The 16,521-nt window shown below is 72.5% G+C and carries 13 protein-coding genes and 1 tRNA gene; 6 read left to right on the top strand and 8 right to left on the bottom strand.

What is annotated here, in order from left to right:
* Both IT293_10525 and IT293_10520 read right to left on the bottom strand, forming a co-directional pair.
* Nucleotides 1-83, bottom strand: a tRNA-Leu gene (locus tag IT293_10525).
* A gap of 79 nt (nt 84-162) precedes the next feature.
* Nucleotides 163-834 carry a HEAT repeat domain-containing protein gene (locus IT293_10520; protein ID MCC6765086.1) on the bottom strand — a complete coding sequence of 224 codons (672 nt, stop codon included), beginning with the start codon at nt 832-834 and terminating at the stop codon, nt 163-165.
* Between the two features lie 279 nt (nt 835-1,113).
* Between IT293_10520 and IT293_10515 the strand changes: the two genes are divergently transcribed.
* Nucleotides 1,114-4,860 (top strand): hypothetical protein, encoded by a 3,747-nt coding sequence (locus IT293_10515; GenBank protein MCC6765085.1) that lies wholly within the window; start codon nt 1,114-1,116, stop codon nt 4,858-4,860.
* 171 nt (nt 4,861-5,031) lie between these two features.
* On the opposite strand, the gene IT293_10510 is transcribed toward IT293_10515, so the two are convergent.
* On the bottom strand, nt 5,032-7,056 hold the full coding sequence (locus IT293_10510; GenBank protein MCC6765084.1) for a sulfatase: 2,025 nt from the start codon (nt 7,054-7,056) through the stop codon (nt 5,032-5,034).
* Nucleotides 7,044-8,558: an SLC13/DASS family transporter gene (locus IT293_10505; protein MCC6765083.1), complete on the bottom strand. Its 1,515-nt coding sequence runs from the start codon at nt 8,556-8,558 to the stop codon at nt 7,044-7,046. The genes IT293_10510 and IT293_10505 overlap by 13 nt, the downstream gene beginning before the upstream one ends.
* A gap of 159 nt (nt 8,559-8,717) precedes the next feature.
* On the opposite strand from IT293_10505, the gene corA reads away from it, so the two are divergent.
* The gene (corA, locus tag IT293_10500) at nt 8,718-9,695 is read left to right on the top strand and encodes a magnesium/cobalt transporter CorA (GenBank protein MCC6765082.1); all 978 of its coding nucleotides are present in this window, start codon (nt 8,718-8,720) and stop codon (nt 9,693-9,695) included.
* On the opposite strand, the gene IT293_10495 is transcribed toward corA, so the two are convergent.
* Both IT293_10495 and IT293_10490 read right to left on the bottom strand, forming a co-directional pair.
* Nucleotides 9,673-10,527, bottom strand: a complete 855-nt coding sequence (locus IT293_10495) for a rhomboid family intramembrane serine protease (protein MCC6765081.1) — start codon at nt 10,525-10,527, stop codon at nt 9,673-9,675. The genes corA and IT293_10495 overlap by 23 nt on opposite strands.
* A 46-nt stretch (nt 10,528-10,573) precedes the next feature.
* Nucleotides 10,574-12,256: a 2,3-bisphosphoglycerate-independent phosphoglycerate mutase gene (locus IT293_10490; GenBank protein MCC6765080.1), complete on the bottom strand. Its 1,683-nt coding sequence runs from the start codon at nt 12,254-12,256 to the stop codon at nt 10,574-10,576.
* A 111-nt stretch (nt 12,257-12,367) separates the two neighbouring features.
* Here IT293_10490 and IT293_10485 point away from each other — a divergent pair, with 111 nt between their 5' ends.
* Entirely contained in the window at nt 12,368-12,712 is a 345-nt protein-coding gene (locus tag IT293_10485; protein MCC6765079.1) for a hypothetical protein, read from the top strand.
* A 40-nt stretch (nt 12,713-12,752) separates the two neighbouring features.
* Nucleotides 12,753-13,025: a type II toxin-antitoxin system PemK/MazF family toxin gene (locus tag IT293_10480; GenBank protein ID MCC6765078.1), complete on the top strand. Its 273-nt coding sequence runs from the start codon at nt 12,753-12,755 to the stop codon at nt 13,023-13,025.
* 28 nt (nt 13,026-13,053) lie between these two features.
* Here IT293_10480 and IT293_10475 read toward each other — a convergent pair whose 3' ends face one another.
* Nucleotides 13,054-13,956 (bottom strand): haloalkane dehalogenase, encoded by a 903-nt coding sequence (locus IT293_10475; GenBank protein ID MCC6765077.1) that lies wholly within the window; start codon nt 13,954-13,956, stop codon nt 13,054-13,056.
* A 77-nt stretch (nt 13,957-14,033) separates the two neighbouring features.
* Nucleotides 14,034-15,233: a glycerol dehydrogenase gene (locus IT293_10470; protein MCC6765076.1), complete on the bottom strand. Its 1,200-nt coding sequence runs from the start codon at nt 15,231-15,233 to the stop codon at nt 14,034-14,036.
* A 546-nt stretch (nt 15,234-15,779) separates the two neighbouring features.
* Between IT293_10470 and IT293_10465 the strand changes: the two genes are divergently transcribed.
* Both IT293_10465 and IT293_10460 read left to right on the top strand, forming a co-directional pair.
* Nucleotides 15,780-16,058, top strand: a complete 279-nt coding sequence (locus tag IT293_10465) for a type II toxin-antitoxin system Phd/YefM family antitoxin (GenBank protein ID MCC6765075.1) — start codon at nt 15,780-15,782, stop codon at nt 16,056-16,058.
* Entirely contained in the window at nt 16,055-16,453 is a 399-nt protein-coding gene (locus IT293_10460) for a type II toxin-antitoxin system VapC family toxin (protein MCC6765074.1), read from the top strand. Before IT293_10465 ends, IT293_10460 begins: the two co-directional genes overlap by 4 nt.
* Nucleotides 16,454-16,521 lie beyond the last annotated feature (68 nt).

Here is a 16,521-nt window from a genome sequence, read left to right as displayed (position 1 = left end):
TGCCGGAGGTCGGACTTGAACCGACACGAGGTTGCCCCCACGGGATTTTGAGTCCCGCGCGTCTGCCATTTCGCCACTCCGGCTCGCGAGCGGTGGGGCGCCTAGTTAGCGTGGGGATGCCGCGTACACAAGGTCGTGGCCGCCGGCAGGGCTGCGCGGAGCCTACCGCCGCGCCGGCTTGTCGGGGTCCTCGAGCGCGGGCACCTGCACCGCGACCGTCGACGGCGACATGCGGCGGTTGATCTTGGCGACGGCTTCACCGGCGAGGCGCTGCATGTGGGCGTCGTTCGCGGCGCCGGTCTGGATGCTCTGGAGCTTCGGGATCGACGCGTGGTCGCCGATCTCGCCGAGGGCGAAGACCGCGGTGCCCTTCGTCTCGGGGTTGATGTCGCGATCGAGGTATTCCCCGATCGGCGCCGCGGCGCGGACGTCGCCCATGCGGCCGAGCGAGACGAGGATGCGTTGCTGCACGGGAACGGGGACGTCCTTCATGAAGAGCTTCTGCACCAGGATCTGCGTGGCGGCGGTGGCGCGGAGCTTCCCGAGGTAGTCGATGGCCTTGATCATGACCCCCTCATCGGGGTCGCCGGTCGCCTGGATGAGGTATTCGATGGCGTCGTTCGAGCCCGACTCCCCGAGGTTCTTCACGGCCTCGAGCCGGGTCGCCGGATCGGGATCGTTCAGACGCTTGGTGTAATCGTCGATGCTCTTGCCTTGGCTGGCTTCCTTGTAGCGCTGCTGTACGCGAAACGGGTTGACCTGCGCGGCGGCAGATCCGACGCCCGCGACGACGAGCAGCGCGGCGAGCAAACCAGCGAGTTTGCGACACGCCACGCGGGAACTCCTCCTCGCGGATGTCATGCCGGATGGTACCCGCGTTTGCAACTGAGCGCGCACGTGCGTGATCCGCCGCACGCGTGGCGCTCGCTGCGTTCGTGACATTCACGTGCTTGGGCATCCGGGTGGGCGCAAAACGTCACCCTTGCGGCGGCGATGCCGATTCGCGCTCATCGTCCGATGGCTCCTGGCATGCAGGTTGCTGATTCGCGTGGGGAGCGAGCGATGATTCCGAACAAACGTCAGAGCATTCGATCGACGCGAGGCGCGCCTGCCGTGAGCGCCCCGCCCGACGTCTCCCGCGCGGGCACCGGTCCGCGGCCCGTCACCTACGAGCTCATCGAGCGCATCACGAGCCTGCAGTTGAAGATGACGCCGCTCGAGCGGCTCGCCGAAGAGGTGGTGCCGGCGTTGCTCGACGCGTTCGCGGCGCCGGCCGGCGGCCTCCTCCTCTATCATGGTGAGGACGGCTCGCTCCGACTCGTCGCCTCGCGCGGCCTCTCGGCGCACGGTCGCGAGCATCTCGCGGCGCTGCGCGGCGGCGCCGCGGGCGGCTGGGAGATCCCGTTGCACGGCCTCCTCAACCGCAAGGCCTACATCATCGAGCGGCCGCACGAGCATCCGTTCGTTCCCGAGCTCGTCGACCGCGACGAGGCGCGCTCGCCGCTGAACCTCGCCTGCGTGCCGCTCTATCGCGGCCAGCTGCCGGTCGGCTCCCTGTTGGTGATTGCCGATCGGCGGCCGGTGACGAACACCGAGATCATGACGCACGTCCTCGTCTACGACGTGCTGGCGCTGGCGCTCGATGCCGGTGTTCGCGCGCGCGGCGAGACGCCGGCTCCGCTGCCCGAGGGTTTCGCCGCCTCGCTCACCTGCGACGAGTGGACGGATCCGCAGGACGCGGCGCGCTCGCTCGAACGCGAGCTCGCGCTCGTCACCAGCGAGCGCGGCGAGCTCGCGGAACGGATCGCGGCGGTGGAGACGGCGCACGCCGAGGCGCGCGGCCTCCTCGCGGCGCAGAAGACGCTGCACCGCGAGCTCCTCGAATCGGAGCGCGCCGAGGCGGCGCGGCGCGTCGCGGAGCTCGAGCAGTCGATGGCGGACGAGATCGCGCGGGCGCGGCAGATCGCCGAGCAGGCGCGCGCGAACGAGCGCGCGAGCATCGACCAGCAGCTCGCCGTCGAGCGCAACGCCGCGGCGACCACGATCCGCGAGCTGGAGTCGACGCTCGCCGATCGCGAAGCGGCGTTCGGAGCCGCGCTCCAGAAGCTGCAGGCCGCCCTCCAGGAGCGCGAGCTGGCGCTGGCGGAGCGCGATGGCCAGCTCGCGAGCCTCGGGGGCGAGCGCGACCGCGTCCGGCAGGCGGCGACCGAGGCCGGCGAGGTGGTGCGGCGCCTGCACGCCGAGATCGAGCGGCTCGAGCAGGGCCACGCGGACGCCGCGGCGGAGCACGAGCGCGCATTCGCCGACACGCAGGCGGCTTTCGAGCGTCAACTGCGCGAGGTCACGGTCGAGCACCGGCGCGCGCTCGAGCGGGCGGAGACGGCGTACGGCGCCGCGGCGGGGGAGATGCGGGCGGCCGAGCGTCGGGCGCAGGATCTCGCGTCCGAGCTCGCGGCGCTCGGCGAGGAGGCGGCGAGCCTCCGCGCCGAGCGTACGCAGGTGCTGACGGCGCTCGATGCGCCCGGCGTCGAGCCGGCGACCGCGATCCGCGCGTTGCACGAGCGCGTGGCGGCGCTCGACAGCGGGCTCGCGGCGACTCGTGCCGTCCAGGACGAGCTCGAGCGCCGGCTCGTGAGTGAGGCGGAGGCAGTCGAAGCCCGGCTCAGCGCGCAGCGGCGGCAGCTCCACGAGGTGCGCGCCGAGCACGAACGTGAGGTCGACGACCTCACGGCGAGCCATCGGAATGCGCTCGACGAGGCGCGGGCATCCGCGCGACGCGAAATCGAGGCGCTCGACGCGGCGCAGCGCGCCCAGATCACGGAGATCCAGGTCGAGACCCAGCGCAAGGTCGAGCTCGAGCGCTTCGACGCCCAGCAGCGGCTCGACGCGCTCCGCATGGAGTCGCGCGAGCATCTCGACGCGGCCCGCGAAGCCTACGCCGACCTGCAGGCGCGGGCGGGGGCGGCGGAGAGCCGCGCCGAGGTCCTCGTCGCCGAGCTCGCGGAGGTGCGGGCCGAGGCGGCGCGGCTGGCGGAGGAGCGCGCGCACGTGCTGGCGGCGGTCGACGACCCGGGCGCCGAGCCCGCGACGGTGATCCGCGCGCTCCGCGACCAGGCCGCGGCGCTCGAGGGGCAGCTCGGGATCGTGACGGCCGAGCGGACCGCGCTCGAACGGCAGAGCGCGGCCGCCGCGCAAGCCGCGGAGGCGCGGCTCGCCGATCTCGCGGTGAGCGCGGACGAGCGCATCGCGGAGCTGCGCGCGGCGGCGCAGACGAGCCTGGACGACACGCGGCGCAACGCCGAGACGACGCTCGCGGAGCTGCGCGCGGCGGTTGCCGAGCGCGACGCGACGCTGGCGGCCCACGAGCGGTCGCTGCGCGAGATCGGGGAGGAGCGCGACCACGCGCGGCGCGCGGCGGTCGAGGCGAGCGACGCGCTCCGTCGGATCCAGGCCGAGGCCGACCGGTTGCGGGTGGACGTCGTGAACCACGAGGAGTCCGTCCGCGAGGCGCGCGCGCAATCGGCGGCGGACGTGGACCGGCTGCACGAGCTCGAGCGTGAGCTGGCGACGGCACGCGGCGAGCTGGCGCGGCTTCACGACGAGCGTGCCCGGGTGCTCGCCGCCGTCGACGAGGACGGCACGGAGCCGGTCGCCGTGATCCGGGCGCTCCGCGCGCAGGCGGCGGCGCTCGAGGGACAGGTGCGGAGGCTGAGCGACGAGCGGACGTACGCCGCCGACCGCGCGAGCGCGGAGCGGGCCGCGCTCGAGGCGAAGCTCGCGGCGCTGGAGAGCGAGCGCGCCGACGCGGAGGCGCAGCGCGCGCAGCAGGCGTCGCGAGTCGCCGCACTCGAGCGCGATCTCGTTCGCAGCGAGGAGATGCTGGCCTCGGCTCGGCGTCAGCTCGACGCCGCGGTGGAGCGGGCGCGTCGGCAGACCGTGAGCGACCCGCCGCCGTCCGCGGCGCCGACGCCGGTTGCCGAGCCGCCGGTGGCGGCCTCCGCCGCTCCGCGCGGGGAGACGGCGGCGCCGGCGCCGCCCGCCGCCGCGCCGATGCTGCCGCGAGTGGAGATCCTGGCGCCTCCGCCGGCGCCGATCGTCGAGTCGGGTGGATACCGCGTGCTCGAAGCCGATCCGCTCGTGCGCGAGCGCGTCGCCGCGGCGCTCGCGACGGAGCGTCCCGCCGACGCCACGCCGCCCGTCTTCGTCGCGAACCTCTTGAGCGCGCTTCCCGATCGTCTCCCCGAGCTGCAAGCGGCCGTCGACGAAGGCGCCATGTTGGTCGCCTATGCCGCCGATGCCGGCCGGAGCCGCATCCTCGGCGCCATGCGCTGCTTCGCCGCGCCGCCGGACCCCGAGGTCATGGCCGCCGCGATCGCGAAGCTCGGGAGCCAGCGACGGCTCATCTCGCTCTGGGAGGACGTCGACGGCCTCATCCCGCTCAAGGTCGCGTTCAGCAAGGGCGGGCACTCGATCTCGATGGCGTGCGATCCGAAGCAGGCGATCGATCTCCTCGGCATGCTCACGCCGGATGCGGTGCTCGTCGACGTCCGCCGCGCGTCCGACTCGGCCGCCGCTTTTCTCGACGCCCTCGCGCTCGAGAACGGCCGCACCCCGACCTTCGTCGTCTGCGGCGACGACCCGGCGGTCACGCTCCGCCGCGTCATCGAGCCACTTCTCCGTCCGACGCCGCTCGATGCGACGCAGCTCGCCAAGGTCTGCCAGACGATCCTCAACCCCCCGGCGCCCGAAGCCGCCACCCGCACATCGACCCCGCGCGTCGTCCGCCCGCTGGGTAAAGCCACCCCAACGACCTCGACACGCAAGAGCCTCACCCGCCGCGTCCTCACGAAGCGTCGTTGAATAGGAAGCGCGAGCGAAGCAAGCGCGTCCATCTTTGCCACGCACCGGTCACGGAGCGCTCAAACGCGGGCAGCTGCTAGGCGCGAGCGACTGAGCGCGGAGGCGTAGCGGGCTACGCCGCACAAGCGAAGGAGGGAGCAACGACGCAGATGCCCGCGTTTCGTCGCTCCGTTACTCGAGGTAGCCGAGGGCGCGCATTTTTTCGATGAGGCTCGGATCGACCGGGCGCTCCGCCGCCGCGCTCCCGACCGGCACCGAGGCCTTCCGGTGCAGCTCGACGAGCTCCGTCAGCTCCGGACACGCGCTCTCCGGTTTCAGCTCATTGCCGTCGCCGGACCCGTAGCAGCGCGTGATGCCGTTCGCGAGGTCGACGATAGCGGTACGGCCACCGCGGCGGACCGATACCTGATGGAAGTGCACACGCTCGGTGCGGTCGACCTCGCCGAAGATCGGCCGCTGCAGATCGTCGGCGTCGGAGGCGCCGGCCGCGGCGCCGCGGGCGCGCGCCGCGAGGCTCGTGCCGCGCTGCCCCGGTATCGGCGCGAGCCCGAGGAGGTCGAGGATCGTCGGCGCGACGTCGAGCAGGCTCGCGGGGGCCGCGACCTCGACCGGCGCCAGGAGCCCGGGTGCGGCGATCACGAGCGGGACGCGCAGGACCTCGTGGTACAGCGTGCGCCCGTGGCCGAAGCCGCCGTGCTCGCCGAACTCCTCGCCGTGGTCGGAGGTGACGACGACGATGCTGTGCTCGGCGAGGCCGATGCGGGCGAGGTGGGCGAGGAAGGAGCCGATGACGTCGTCGGCGTAGCGCGCCTCCTGGTCGTACTGGAGCGCGAACTCCTGCAGCCCCGCCGGCTCGCGCGGCGGGATGTCCTTGAAGAGCCCGCGGTAGCTCTCGGGCGGCGAAAACGGACTGTGCACCTGGTACGTATGGAGGAAGAGGAAGAAGGCGCGGTCACGGTGCGCGTCGACCCAGCGCGTGGCATCGGCGAAGACCTCGTCGACCTCGCCGCGATAGACGAAGTCCGCGCTCCGACGCTCGGCGTAGGCCGAGAAGCCGCGTGCGAACCCGGCGTGCGCCCACACCCCGCCGTCCTCGGTGAAGGCGCGGGTGAGGTAGCCCTCGCGCCGCAAGCGCTCCGCGAGCAGCTCGAGCGACGGCGGCGGCGCGGCGATGAAGGTCGTGACGCCGTGCTCGCTCGGATAGCGCGAGGTGAAGAGCGACATGTGGGAGCCGCTCGTCTCGGGCCAGACGGCCCACGCGTTCGTGAAGGTGACGGCGCCGCGCGCGAAGGCGTCGATCCGCGGCATCGGACGCCGGTAGGCGCCGCCCGCGGCGAGGCGATCGGCGCGCAGCGTGTCGATCGAGACCAGGATCACGTTCCGGCGCCGGGGCGCGTCGGCCGGCGCGGGCGCGACGACGGTCGGGTCGGCCCAGAGCGGCAGCAACACCGCCGTGCCGCCGCCGGCGGGGCGCGCGCGGAAGTGGAAGCGGACGCGCGTGCCCGCGACCGACGCGAGCGGGATCGCGACCTCGATCCAGCGCGGGGCGTCGGCGTGCTCCGCTCCGACCGTCGCGTTCCAGAGCGGCGTCGTGCCGCCGCCGTCCGGCTCGGCCGCGATCTCGAGCGCGACCGGCGCCGCGCCGGCGATCCCCGCCGCGGGGCTGAGCCCGTAGGCGAGCTCGAGTCGCGCGCCGTCGGGGATCGCGACCGGACCGCTCACCGTTTCGACCTCCGTGGCCGCGGGGGGCGTCGTCAGCATCAGCGTCAAGGTCGCCGCGGGTCCGTCGCCGAGGGCGACGGCCGGGAGCGTGAGCGTCGCGCGCGGCGATCCGTCGGGATCGCGGCTGCGCGCGAGGAGCTGCGCGGGCAGGGGATGGGTGTGCTTCGCGCGCTGCAGGGTGCCGGTCGCGACGACGTCGCCGGCCACGTCCTCCGGGAGCGTGAAGGTGTAGGCGGCCGTGGCCCCGGCGGGGACGGGAAGGTCGAGACGGCGCTCGCCGGGGGCGGCGAGCACGGGACGCGTCTCGTCGGCGAGCGTGTAGGTGGGCGGGAGCGTGCCCGGCGCCGACGCGATCAGGCGCACCGCCTCGACGGACGTCGGCGTCCCGCGCGCGCACGCGGTCGCCGCCGCCGCGAGCAAGGCGAGCGCGAGCGCGCGGACGTGTCCGCGCGGCACGCGGCTCAGTGCGCCCATGCCGGAGCTCCGCTCGGCGCGATCCCGAAGACGGGAAGGCCGATCGCGTAGAAGACGACCGCGATCACGAGGATGCCGATCAGGTCGATGCCGATTCCGGCGCGCACCATCTGCGCCACCGTGATGTTGCCGCTCGCGAACACCATCGCGTTCGGCGCCGTGCCGCCCGGCATCATGAACCCGAACGAGGCGCCGAGCGTCGCCGGGATCATCAGGAGCCGGGGATCGACCTGCAGCCCGACGGCGGTCGCGGCGAGGACCGGCATCATGAGCGCGGTGATCGCGGAGTTCACGGTGAACTCGGTGAGCAGCACGAGCAGCGCCGTGATCGTGAGGACGAGCACGAAGGGCGGCATCGTGCCGAGCCGCCCGAGCCGCTCCGCGAGCCACGCCGCGAGCCCCGAAGACTCGACCGCCGCCGCGAGCGCGAAGCCGCTTCCGAGCAGCACGAGCACGCCCCACGGCACGCGCTTCGGCCAGTCGTCGCCGAGGAGGCGCGTGCCCGGCTCTCCCGACGGCAGAACGAAGAGCACCGTCGCCATCGCGACGGCGATCACCGTGTCATCGACCGCCTTCGGGTTCGGCAGGATGCGCGTCCATCCCGGGAGGATGGCGAAGCCCACGTCGAGATCGGCGCGAAAGACCCACAGGAACGCGGTCGCCGCGAAGACCAGCATCACGCGCCGCTCCGGGATCGACATGGGGCCGAGGTCGGCGAGCGTCCGGTGTACGACGCGACCATCGCTGCCGGGCGCCGTCGCCGGAACGCGAAACGCGATGCGCGTGAGGAAGAGCCACGCGAGCGGCGTCATGACGACGGCGATCGGCGCGCCGATCATCATCCAAGCGGCGAAGCCGACGGGGGGCGCGTCCGGGAAGAGGCGCGCGAACGATCCGGCGAAGATGACGTTCGGCGGGGTACCGACGAGGGTCCCGACCCCGCCGATCGACGCCGCGTAGGCGACCGAGATCATGAGGGCCGGGGCGAAGCCGGCGCGGGTGTCGACGCGGGCCTGCTCGAAGTGGTCGATCACGGCGAGCGCGATCGGCATCATCATCATCGTGGTCGCCGCGTTCGACGTCCACATGGAGATGAGCCCGGTCGCCGTCATGAAGCCGAGCACGAGCCGACGGGGCGAGCCGCCGAGCCGGCGCATGACGTGGAGCGCGAGCCGGCGGTGCAGGCCCCAGCGCTCGACGGCGGCCGCGATCATGAGGCCGCCGAGGAAGAAGAGGTTCACCGGGTCGGCGTAGGGGGCGCAGGCGTCGCGCGTCGAGGTGACGCCGAGGAGCGGAAAGGCGAAGATCGGCACTAGGGCGGTCGCGGCGATCGGCAGGGCCTCGCTGATCCACCAGGTCGCCATGAGCGTGCTGACCGCGGCCGTGCGGCGGCCCGCCTCGGACATCCCCCCCGGAAGCGGCGCCGCGATGATGGCCGCGGCCATCAGCACGCCGAGCGTGAGACCGATGACGGGGCGGGGAGACGTCGTCGAAGCGATCAAGGCAGGGCCCCGTACCACGTCGCTCCGTACCTGACCACGGGAGCGGCGCGCCGCGTCGTGCCGCGGGGCGAGTCGTCGGGCGCCCTCGAGCGAGTCGTAGGGACCCGCGCGGCTCCGTGCTATGGCGGGGCGAGATCGTCGCGGCGGCGGGGAGGGGACATGAGCCGGATCGTCAACTGCGCGGAGTACGCGGACGGGCGCCGAGTGGGCGACGTGCACCTGCCCGACGTCAGCGAGGTGCTCGGCGCCGATCCCAGCCGCTTCGTGTGGATCGGGCTCCACGAGCCGAACGAGGAGCTCCTGCGCGAGGTGCAGCAGGAGTTCCGCCTCCACGACCTCGCCGTCGAGGACGCGCATCGCGCCCACCAGCGGCCGAAGCTCGAGGAGTACGGCGCCGCGCTCTTCATCGTGCTGCGGACGGCGCAGCGCGATCCCGAGGGCAGGATCGCCTTCGGCGAGACGCACCTCTTCGTCGGCCCCGGCTACGTCGTGTCGGTGCGGCACGGGGCGTCGGTGCCGTACGTCGACGTCCGGCAGCGCTGCGAGAGCGCACCGCACCTCCTCAAGAAGGGCCCGGGCTTCGTCCTCTACGCGCTCATGGACTTCGTCGTCGACAACTACTTCCCGATCATCGACGAGCTCGAGGAGGAGCTCGAGAAGCTCGAGGAAGAGATCTTCGGCGGCAACTACCGGCGTGAGACGACCGAGAACATCTACGACCTGAAGCGGGTGCTGCTGAGCCTGAAGCGGGCGGTGTCGCCGTTGATCGACATCTGCAATCGTCTCACGCGCTTCGACTCCTCGCTGATCGACGCCGACAGCCGCCCGTATTTTCGCGACGTCTACGATCACGTGATCCGGATCAACGAGACCGTCGACAACCTGCGCGAGCTCCTGAACGGCGCGCTCGAGGCGAATCTCTCGCTCATTTCCGTGCAACAGAACGAGGTGACCAAGAAGCTCGCGAGCTGGGCCGCCATCATCGCCGTGCCCACGATGGTCGCCGGCATCTACGGCATGAACTTCGAGCACATGCCGGAGCTCGGCTGGTGGCTCGGGTATCCGATGGCGCTCGTCATCATGGTCGTCGCGTGCGCGATGCTGTACTGGCAGTTCAAGCGGGCGGGCTGGCTGTAGCGGCGCGGGCCGTCGGCGGGACGATGAGGCCGAGCGTGAGGCCGGCGACGAGCCCGCCGAGGTGCGCCATCGTGTCGACGCCCGGCTCCGCACCGACGGCGACCGCGAGGTAGGCGAGGAGCGCGGCGACCACCTGCCAGCCGCGATAGCGCGCGCTCGCCGCGAAGCGCAGGCGCTGGCCGCCGAGCGCGCCGAGCACGCCGAGGATGGCGCCCGATGCGCCCGCGCTCACGACGTCGGGCGGCGTCACCGCGTAGCTGAGCGCGTTTCCGGCGACACCGGCCGCGAGGTAGACGAACAGGAAGCGCCAGGGCCCGAGGGCGGCGACGAGCGCCGGGCCGAGCACGAGGAGCGTCGCCATGTTGCCGAGGAGATGGCGCGGGCCGATGTGGACGAAGAGCGCGGTCGCGAAGCGCCACCACTCGCCGCTGCGGACGTGGGCCGGACGCGACGCTCCGAAGCGCAGCAGCACCTCGCGGAGCTCGGAGCCGCCGGCGCGCTCCTCGGCGAGGAAGACGCCGGCGCAGACCGCCGTCAGCAGGAAGAGCACCCACGAGCCCGGTCCGAACCATCGGTCCTGCTCGGGCGCCGCCACCCGGGCGCGCGCGGCGACCTGCTCGGCGGCGCGCACCGCGAAGGCGTGGTGCACGCCCGCGGGATACTCGTCGGCGAGGATCGCCTCGGCGCGGCGCGCTTCCGCCTCGTCGATCACGATCGCGAGGCCGCCCCCGGAGGGCTCGAGGGTCGCCGCGATGCCCTCGGCCGCGAGCACGAGCACGATCTCGTCCGCGACCGGCGCGGGATACGGCCCGGCGGACGCCTGCGGCGGCATGCCCCGATCCTGACCGGGACGTGCGGTCGAGGGAAGCCGTGTTCCGTCAGTGCTGGATCAGGCTCTCCGCGGTCACCGGCGGGGGGATCGGGAGCCCGAGCAGCTCGAGCAGCGTCGGGCCGACGTCGGCGAGCACGCCGTGCGGCCGGAGCTTCGTCGTCGTCCGGCGCGCGTCGCTCACCAGCACGCACTCGACGTCGTTGGTCGTGTGCGCCGTTTGCACCGCGCCCGTGTCGGGGTCGAGCATCTGCTCGGCGTTGCCGTGGTCGGAGGTGACGATCACGGTGCCGTTGCGCGCGCGCGTCGCCTCGATCACCTTCCCGATGCACTCGTCGGTGACCGCGACGGCCTTGACCGCCGCGTCGAGGACGCCCGTGTGCCCGACCATGTCGCAGTTGGCGTAGTTGAGGACGACGAGGTCATAGGTGTCGCGACCGCGCTCCGCCGGGAGCGCTCGGCTCGGCTCGGTTTCGAGCTCACACCCGGGCGATGTCGCCACGCGCGTCCGCACCGCGGCGATCCCGTCGCGGATCGCGACCACCGCGAGCTCGGTCACCTCGCGGGCGCTCATCTCGGGCTTCTGGTCCTCGGTGAGCGTCGTGCTCGGCACGAGGATACGGTCCTCTCCGGGGTAGGGCGCGACCCGCTTGCCGTTGAAGAAGCTCGTGACGTGCCGGTACTTCTGGTACTCGGCGATCCGCAGCTGCCACATGCCGGCCTTGCTGACGATCTCGCCGACCAGCTCGTCCATGTTCATCGGCGGCAGCACCGCGTACGCGAACTCGTCGTAATAGCGGGTCAGTCCGCGATACACGACGTCGGGGCGCGGGCCGCGCGCGAAGTCCGTGAACTCGTCTTCGACGAAGGCGCGGGTCAGCTGGATGGCGCGGTCCTGGCGGTAGTTGAAGTGGACGACGCCGTCGCCGGCCTGAATCGTCGCGAGCGGACGGCCGTCGGGCCCCGTGATCAGGGTCGGCTGCACGAACTCGTCGCTCTCGACGAGCGCGCCCTCGGGAGCGCTGCCGGCGGCGCGGGCGGCGATCGTCGCGTCGGCACGCGCGTAGGCCTGCGCGATCGCCGCCTTCGCGGACGGCGCGAGGAGCCCCGTGCCGTGCAGCAGGCAATCGTACGAGCGCTGGATGCGGTCCCAGTTGAGGGCGCGATCCATGGCGTAGTAGCGACCCGTCACCGACGCGATCGCGCCGACGCCGATCGCCTGCATCTTGCGCTCCAGGCGGTCGATGTAGGTGAGGGCGCTCCTCGGCGGCGTGTCGCGGCCGTCGGAGAAGACGTGCACGAAGACCTTGGACAGGCCCTCGCGCCGCGCCAGCTCGAGGAGCGCGTAGAGGTGCTCCTCGGTCGCGTGCACGCCCTGATCCTGGAGGAGGCCCATGAAATGGAGCGCCGAGCCGCGCTTCTTGCAGTGCCCGGTCACGGCGAGGAGCGCGGGGTGGCGAAAGATCTCGCCGCTCTCGATCAGCTTGTCGACCCGCACGATCTCCTGCTCGACGATGCGGCCGGCGCCCATGTTGAGGTGCCCGACCTCCGACGAGCCCTGGTAGCCCGGTCTGAGACCGACCGCCCGGCCGGCGGCGCCGAGCACGGTGTGCGGGTAGGTGGCGAGGATGCGGGGCAGGACCTCGGGGTGCGCGAGCATGACGGCGTTGCCGGGGTAGTCGCGGCCGATGCCCCAGCCGTCGCGGATGATCAGGACGATGGGAGCGCGCATCGGCTCCGAGGTTTAGCGGGCACCGCCCGGGCTGTCCACGCGCCGATCGCCCGTGTGCGGCGCCGCCGTTCCTCGTGACTCGCCATCCGGGGCGATGCTAAAGCATTCCCTATGTTGACGCGGCGTGAGGTGGAGGGGGAGCTTCGGAGTCTCGGGTTCCGCGCGCGCGCGCGCGCACGGCGCGAGGAGCGCGAGCGGGCGCTCAAGTTCGCCCGCGGGCTCCTCGGGGTGATCTTCGGCGTCACGCTGCTCGCGCTGCTCGGCTTCGTGAACTTCCTCCACACGCCGCCCTCCGACCTCGCCTACGGCCACTCGCCGTCGCGCGCCGCGGAGTGGGTCGGCGGCAACGCCCAGGGCTCGTCGCACCGCGCGACGTCGCTCTTCTTCACGGGCCGGCGCACCTGGCACCCGAACGACCCGCGCGGGCGCAACCGCCATCGCGGCGCCGACGACTAGAGAGGCACGTCGCGCGGCGGCGCCGATCGGTCGGCGGCCGGTGCTCCTGCTCACGCGCACCCCGACCTACGCCTACCTCAGCAAGGTCATCGTCTGTCAGATCACGAGCACCGTGCGCGGCATCCCGCAGGAAGTTGCCGTGGGACGGCGCGAGGGGCTCGCGCGCGTCTCGGTCGCCAACTTCGACAACGTCCACGTGGTGCCGACGGCGTCGCTCGGCGAGCGCATCGGCGCCGTGGCGGCGCATCGCGAGCGCGAGGTGGAACGCGCGCTCGGGCACGCGCCCGGTTGGGCCGAGCTGAAGGTCGTGTAGCGGAGGCACGGCACGCCGTCGGTGGGGCTCATCCGTCGAGCCAGGCGACGATGCGCTCGGCGACCTCCTCGCCCTTGTCCTCCTGGAGGAAGTGGCCGGCGTTCTCGATGACGACGAGCTTCCCCGCGGTGGGGATGCGCTTCTCGAAGGTCCGGCCGGCGGGGATGCCGAGCACGATGTCCTTGTCGCCGGCCATCACGAGGCAGGGCTTGCTCCAGCGCTCGAGCGTCCTCCACGCCTCGCGGTTCTCGGCGGCGCCCGGAGCGTCGGGCGTGATCGGGACGAGGCTCGGGAACGCCTGCGCGCCCTCCTTGTAGGAGCGGTCGGGGTAGGGCGCGTCGTAGGCGGCGAGGATCTCCGGCGTGCGGCGATCCTCCGGAAAGATCGCACGCCCGAAGAGCGGCCCGATCGCCAGGTCGGGCGTGTTGGCAACGTACTCGCGCCAGGCGAGGAATCCGGGGCCGACCTCCTCCTCGCCGGTCGGCAGGGCGGTGTTCATGACGACGAGGCGCGCGAAGCGCTCCGGGTGCTGGCCGGCGATCTGCAGTCCGATCAGCCCGCCCCAGTCCTGGCAGACGAGCGTGATGTCGCGGAGGTCGAGCGCCTCGATGAAGCCGAGGATTGCGTCGTGGTGCATCGCGTACGAGTAGTCGGCGCGCTCGGTGAACTTGTCGGACTTGCCGAAGCCGAAGAGGTCGGGGGCGAGCACGCGGCCGCGCGTCTTCAGGATGGGGATCATGCGGCGGTAGAGGAACGACCAGCTCGGCTCGCCGTGCAGGCAGAGGATCGGGTTCCCCCGGCCCTCGTCGAGATAGTGCATCCGCGCCTCGCCGCTCCGGCCGACGGCCTTGGCGAGATCGAGGTAGTGGGGCGCGAACGGATAGTCGGGCAGGTTCGCGAAACGCGACTCCGGAGTGCGCAGCACGGCCATGGGACGTTCCTCCTCGGCGGATGACGATCGCGAGTCTCTCGCTCGCGCTCGCGGGCGAGTCAACGCGCGCGCGGCGGTCAGCCGGCGCCGTGCAGGCGCCGGTACGACGCGTCGCCGACTTCGGCGCGCACGGCGAGTCCGAGCTCGTGGGCGCCGAGCAGACCCGAGCGCAGGGCCGCCGCGTCGACCGGCGCCGGCATGTTGCCGATATAGGGGAAGAGGGCGGCGCCGCCGGCGACGGTGTCGAGCGCGGCGGCGTCCGCGGCATCGACGCCGAGCTGCCCGAGGTGCACGGGCAGGCCGACCTCTGCGAAGAAGCGGGCGACCCGTCGCGCTTCGTCGAGCCGCGCCTCCACGACGAGCTGCGCGAGCGTGCCCATCGCCACCATCTCGCCGTGCAGGAAGCCGGCGTTGGTCGCGGCGAGCTGGGTGAAGCTCTGCGCGAAGGCGTGCGCGGCGGCGATCCCGCCGCTTTCGAAGCCGAGTCCGCTCAAGAGCGTGTTGGCCTCGACCACCGCTTCGAGCGGCGGATTGACGACCCGGGAGGCGACGGCGGCGGCCGCGGCCCGCCCCTCGGCGAAGAGCGTCGCCGCGCAGGCTTCGCCGATCGCGGCGGAGGCGATCGTGGGCCGCGCGCCGAGCGTCGTCATCGCCCGCGGGTTCCGCAGGCAGACGGCGGCCTCGTACCAGGTCGCCATCGCGTCGCCCATCCCGGAGACGAGGAAGCGCTCCGACGCGGCGGCGACGATCGCGGTGTCGACGACGACGAGCGCCGGGTTGCTCGGATAGAACTCGACGCCGCTCGACACCCCGTCGGACGTGTAGAGCACGGAGAGGGCCGAGCAGGGGGCGTCGTTCGACGCCAGCGTCGGCACGATCGCCACCGGCGCGTCGAGGCGGAAGGCGACGGCCTTTCCCGCGTCGACGCACTTGCCGCCGCCGACCGCGACCAGACAGTCGACGCCCGCGCTCGCGAGCGCGCGGGCGTGATGCTCGATCTCCGCGAGCGAGCACTCGCCGCCGAAGGTGCGGACGGTCGCGGCGACGTCGGCGGCGGCGAGCGACGCGGTGAGCGTCGGCCCGTGGCGGCGCGCCCCGCCGGCCGAGATCAGGATCGCGGCGTGGCGCGTGCGCAGGGGCGAGAGGTAGCGGCCGACGTGCGCCAGCACGCCCGGCCCCTGGACGTAGCGTGCCGGCGCGACGAAGACGCGCGGCGCCGCGGCGGCGCCCTCGGGGGCGAAGACAGGCATCGGAAAGTAGGGGTCCGCTGGCGGCATCGTGGTTCGGTCGTCGCCCGCTCGCGAGCGCTCTCGCCTGATCGCACGCCGGCTGCGGCCTGGTCAACGGCGCGGGCGCTCGGGTGCGTCTCCGTGGTGATGGGCACGCGGCAGGGCAGCCGGAAGCGGTGGCGGCAGGTAGGCGGGTCGCGGACGAGTCCTACGGTCGCCGGGGACGCGTAAAGCCCGCCGGAGTTTCTCCGTCTTGCGCAATACGCGAGCCGCGGCTCCCCGGGCCCATCCGCGACCCGCCCGCCTGCGGCATCCATCCGATCCTTTGGATCCGTTCGATCCGTCTCGATCCGTCGCCCGCGCCCCTGAAGACCGTCCCCGCGGCGTTCAGGTACAGCATCGTCACGGCCTTCCCCTTCTGCGGGGTGAAGACGACCGGGGAGTAGAAGGCCACGTCGTCCGCCAGGAACTCGTCGAGGCCGCCCGGAAGCGACCCGGTGAGGAAGCGGTGCCATTGCTCAATGGTGCGTGCGAGGCCCCGCTTGCGGCCGAGGGCAAAATGGTCAAAGAGATGACCATATGGGAACCGACGCCTTGAAGCAGGTCTCCGTCTCGGAATTCAAGACTCACTGCCTCGCCCTGCTCGAGGACGTGGCACGCACGGGACAGCCGATCGTGGTGGTGAAGCGCGGCAAGCCTCTGGTGCGCGTCACTCCCAGCGCCAGCGTCGTGATGCAGCACCCCCAAGACACCCTCCGGGGACTCGGCAAGGTCGTCAAGGACATCGACGGACCGACGAGCCGGGCGTCGGACTGGAGCGCGGATGGCGCGAACTTCGGCGCTACGCCGTCGCGGCGTCGCCGGCGAGCGTGAGGGTACTCCTCGATACCCACATCCTGCACCGCTGGGTGTTCGATCCGCGCAGGCTCGATGCGCCCCAGCGGCGGCTCATCGATCGCGCCGGCAAGCACGGAGACCTCTGGGTTTCCGAGATCAGCTTCTGGGAGATCGCGTCGCACGTGGAGCGCGGGCGATTGGACCTGGGTGGCATGGCGCTGGACGAGTGGCTCGAGCGTGCCGCCGCCGAGCCCCTGGTCCGTCGCCATGGCATCACTCCCGCAGTCGCCAAGGAGCTGACGGCGCTTTCCGCGACGCGTGACTGGGATCCGGCCGATCGGATCATCGTCGCCACCGCGCGCGTGCTCCGTGCGACGCTGGTCACGAACGATGCGCGCATCCACGAGTCGAAGCTCGTCGACGTCGCCTGAAGGAGGCGGTGCCATTGCCGCACGACGAAGCGCGCGACTACCCGCGGGAGAATGCCGCGAGATACGCG

The sequence above is a fragment of the Deltaproteobacteria bacterium genome (assembly GCA_020848745.1).
Classification (GTDB): Bacteria; Desulfobacterota; Binatia; order UTPRO1; family UTPRO1; genus UTPRO1.
Note: the sequence above shows the minus strand (reverse complement) of the source record. Positions and strands in the feature narration are given on the sequence as shown.

Bases quoted from the DNA above. Each gene is read 5' to 3' on its own strand.
- IT293_10510 (MCC6765084.1), bottom strand. From the start codon at position 7,056: ATGGGCGCACTGAGCCGCGTGCCGCGCGGACACGTCCGCGCGCTCGCG.
- corA (MCC6765082.1), top strand. From the start codon at position 8,718: ATGAGCCGGATCGTCAACTGCGCGGAGTACGCGGACGGGCGCCGAGTG.
- IT293_10495 (MCC6765081.1), bottom strand. From the start codon at position 10,527: ATGCCGCCGCAGGCGTCCGCCGGGCCGTATCCCGCGCCGGTCGCGGAC.
- IT293_10490 (MCC6765080.1), bottom strand. From the start codon at position 12,256: ATGCGCGCTCCCATCGTCCTGATCATCCGCGACGGCTGGGGCATCGGC.
- IT293_10485 (MCC6765079.1), top strand. From the start codon at position 12,368: ATGTTGACGCGGCGTGAGGTGGAGGGGGAGCTTCGGAGTCTCGGGTTC.
- IT293_10475 (MCC6765077.1), bottom strand. From the start codon at position 13,956: ATGGCCGTGCTGCGCACTCCGGAGTCGCGTTTCGCGAACCTGCCCGAC.
- IT293_10470 (MCC6765076.1), bottom strand. From the start codon at position 15,233: ATGCCGCCAGCGGACCCCTACTTTCCGATGCCTGTCTTCGCCCCCGAG.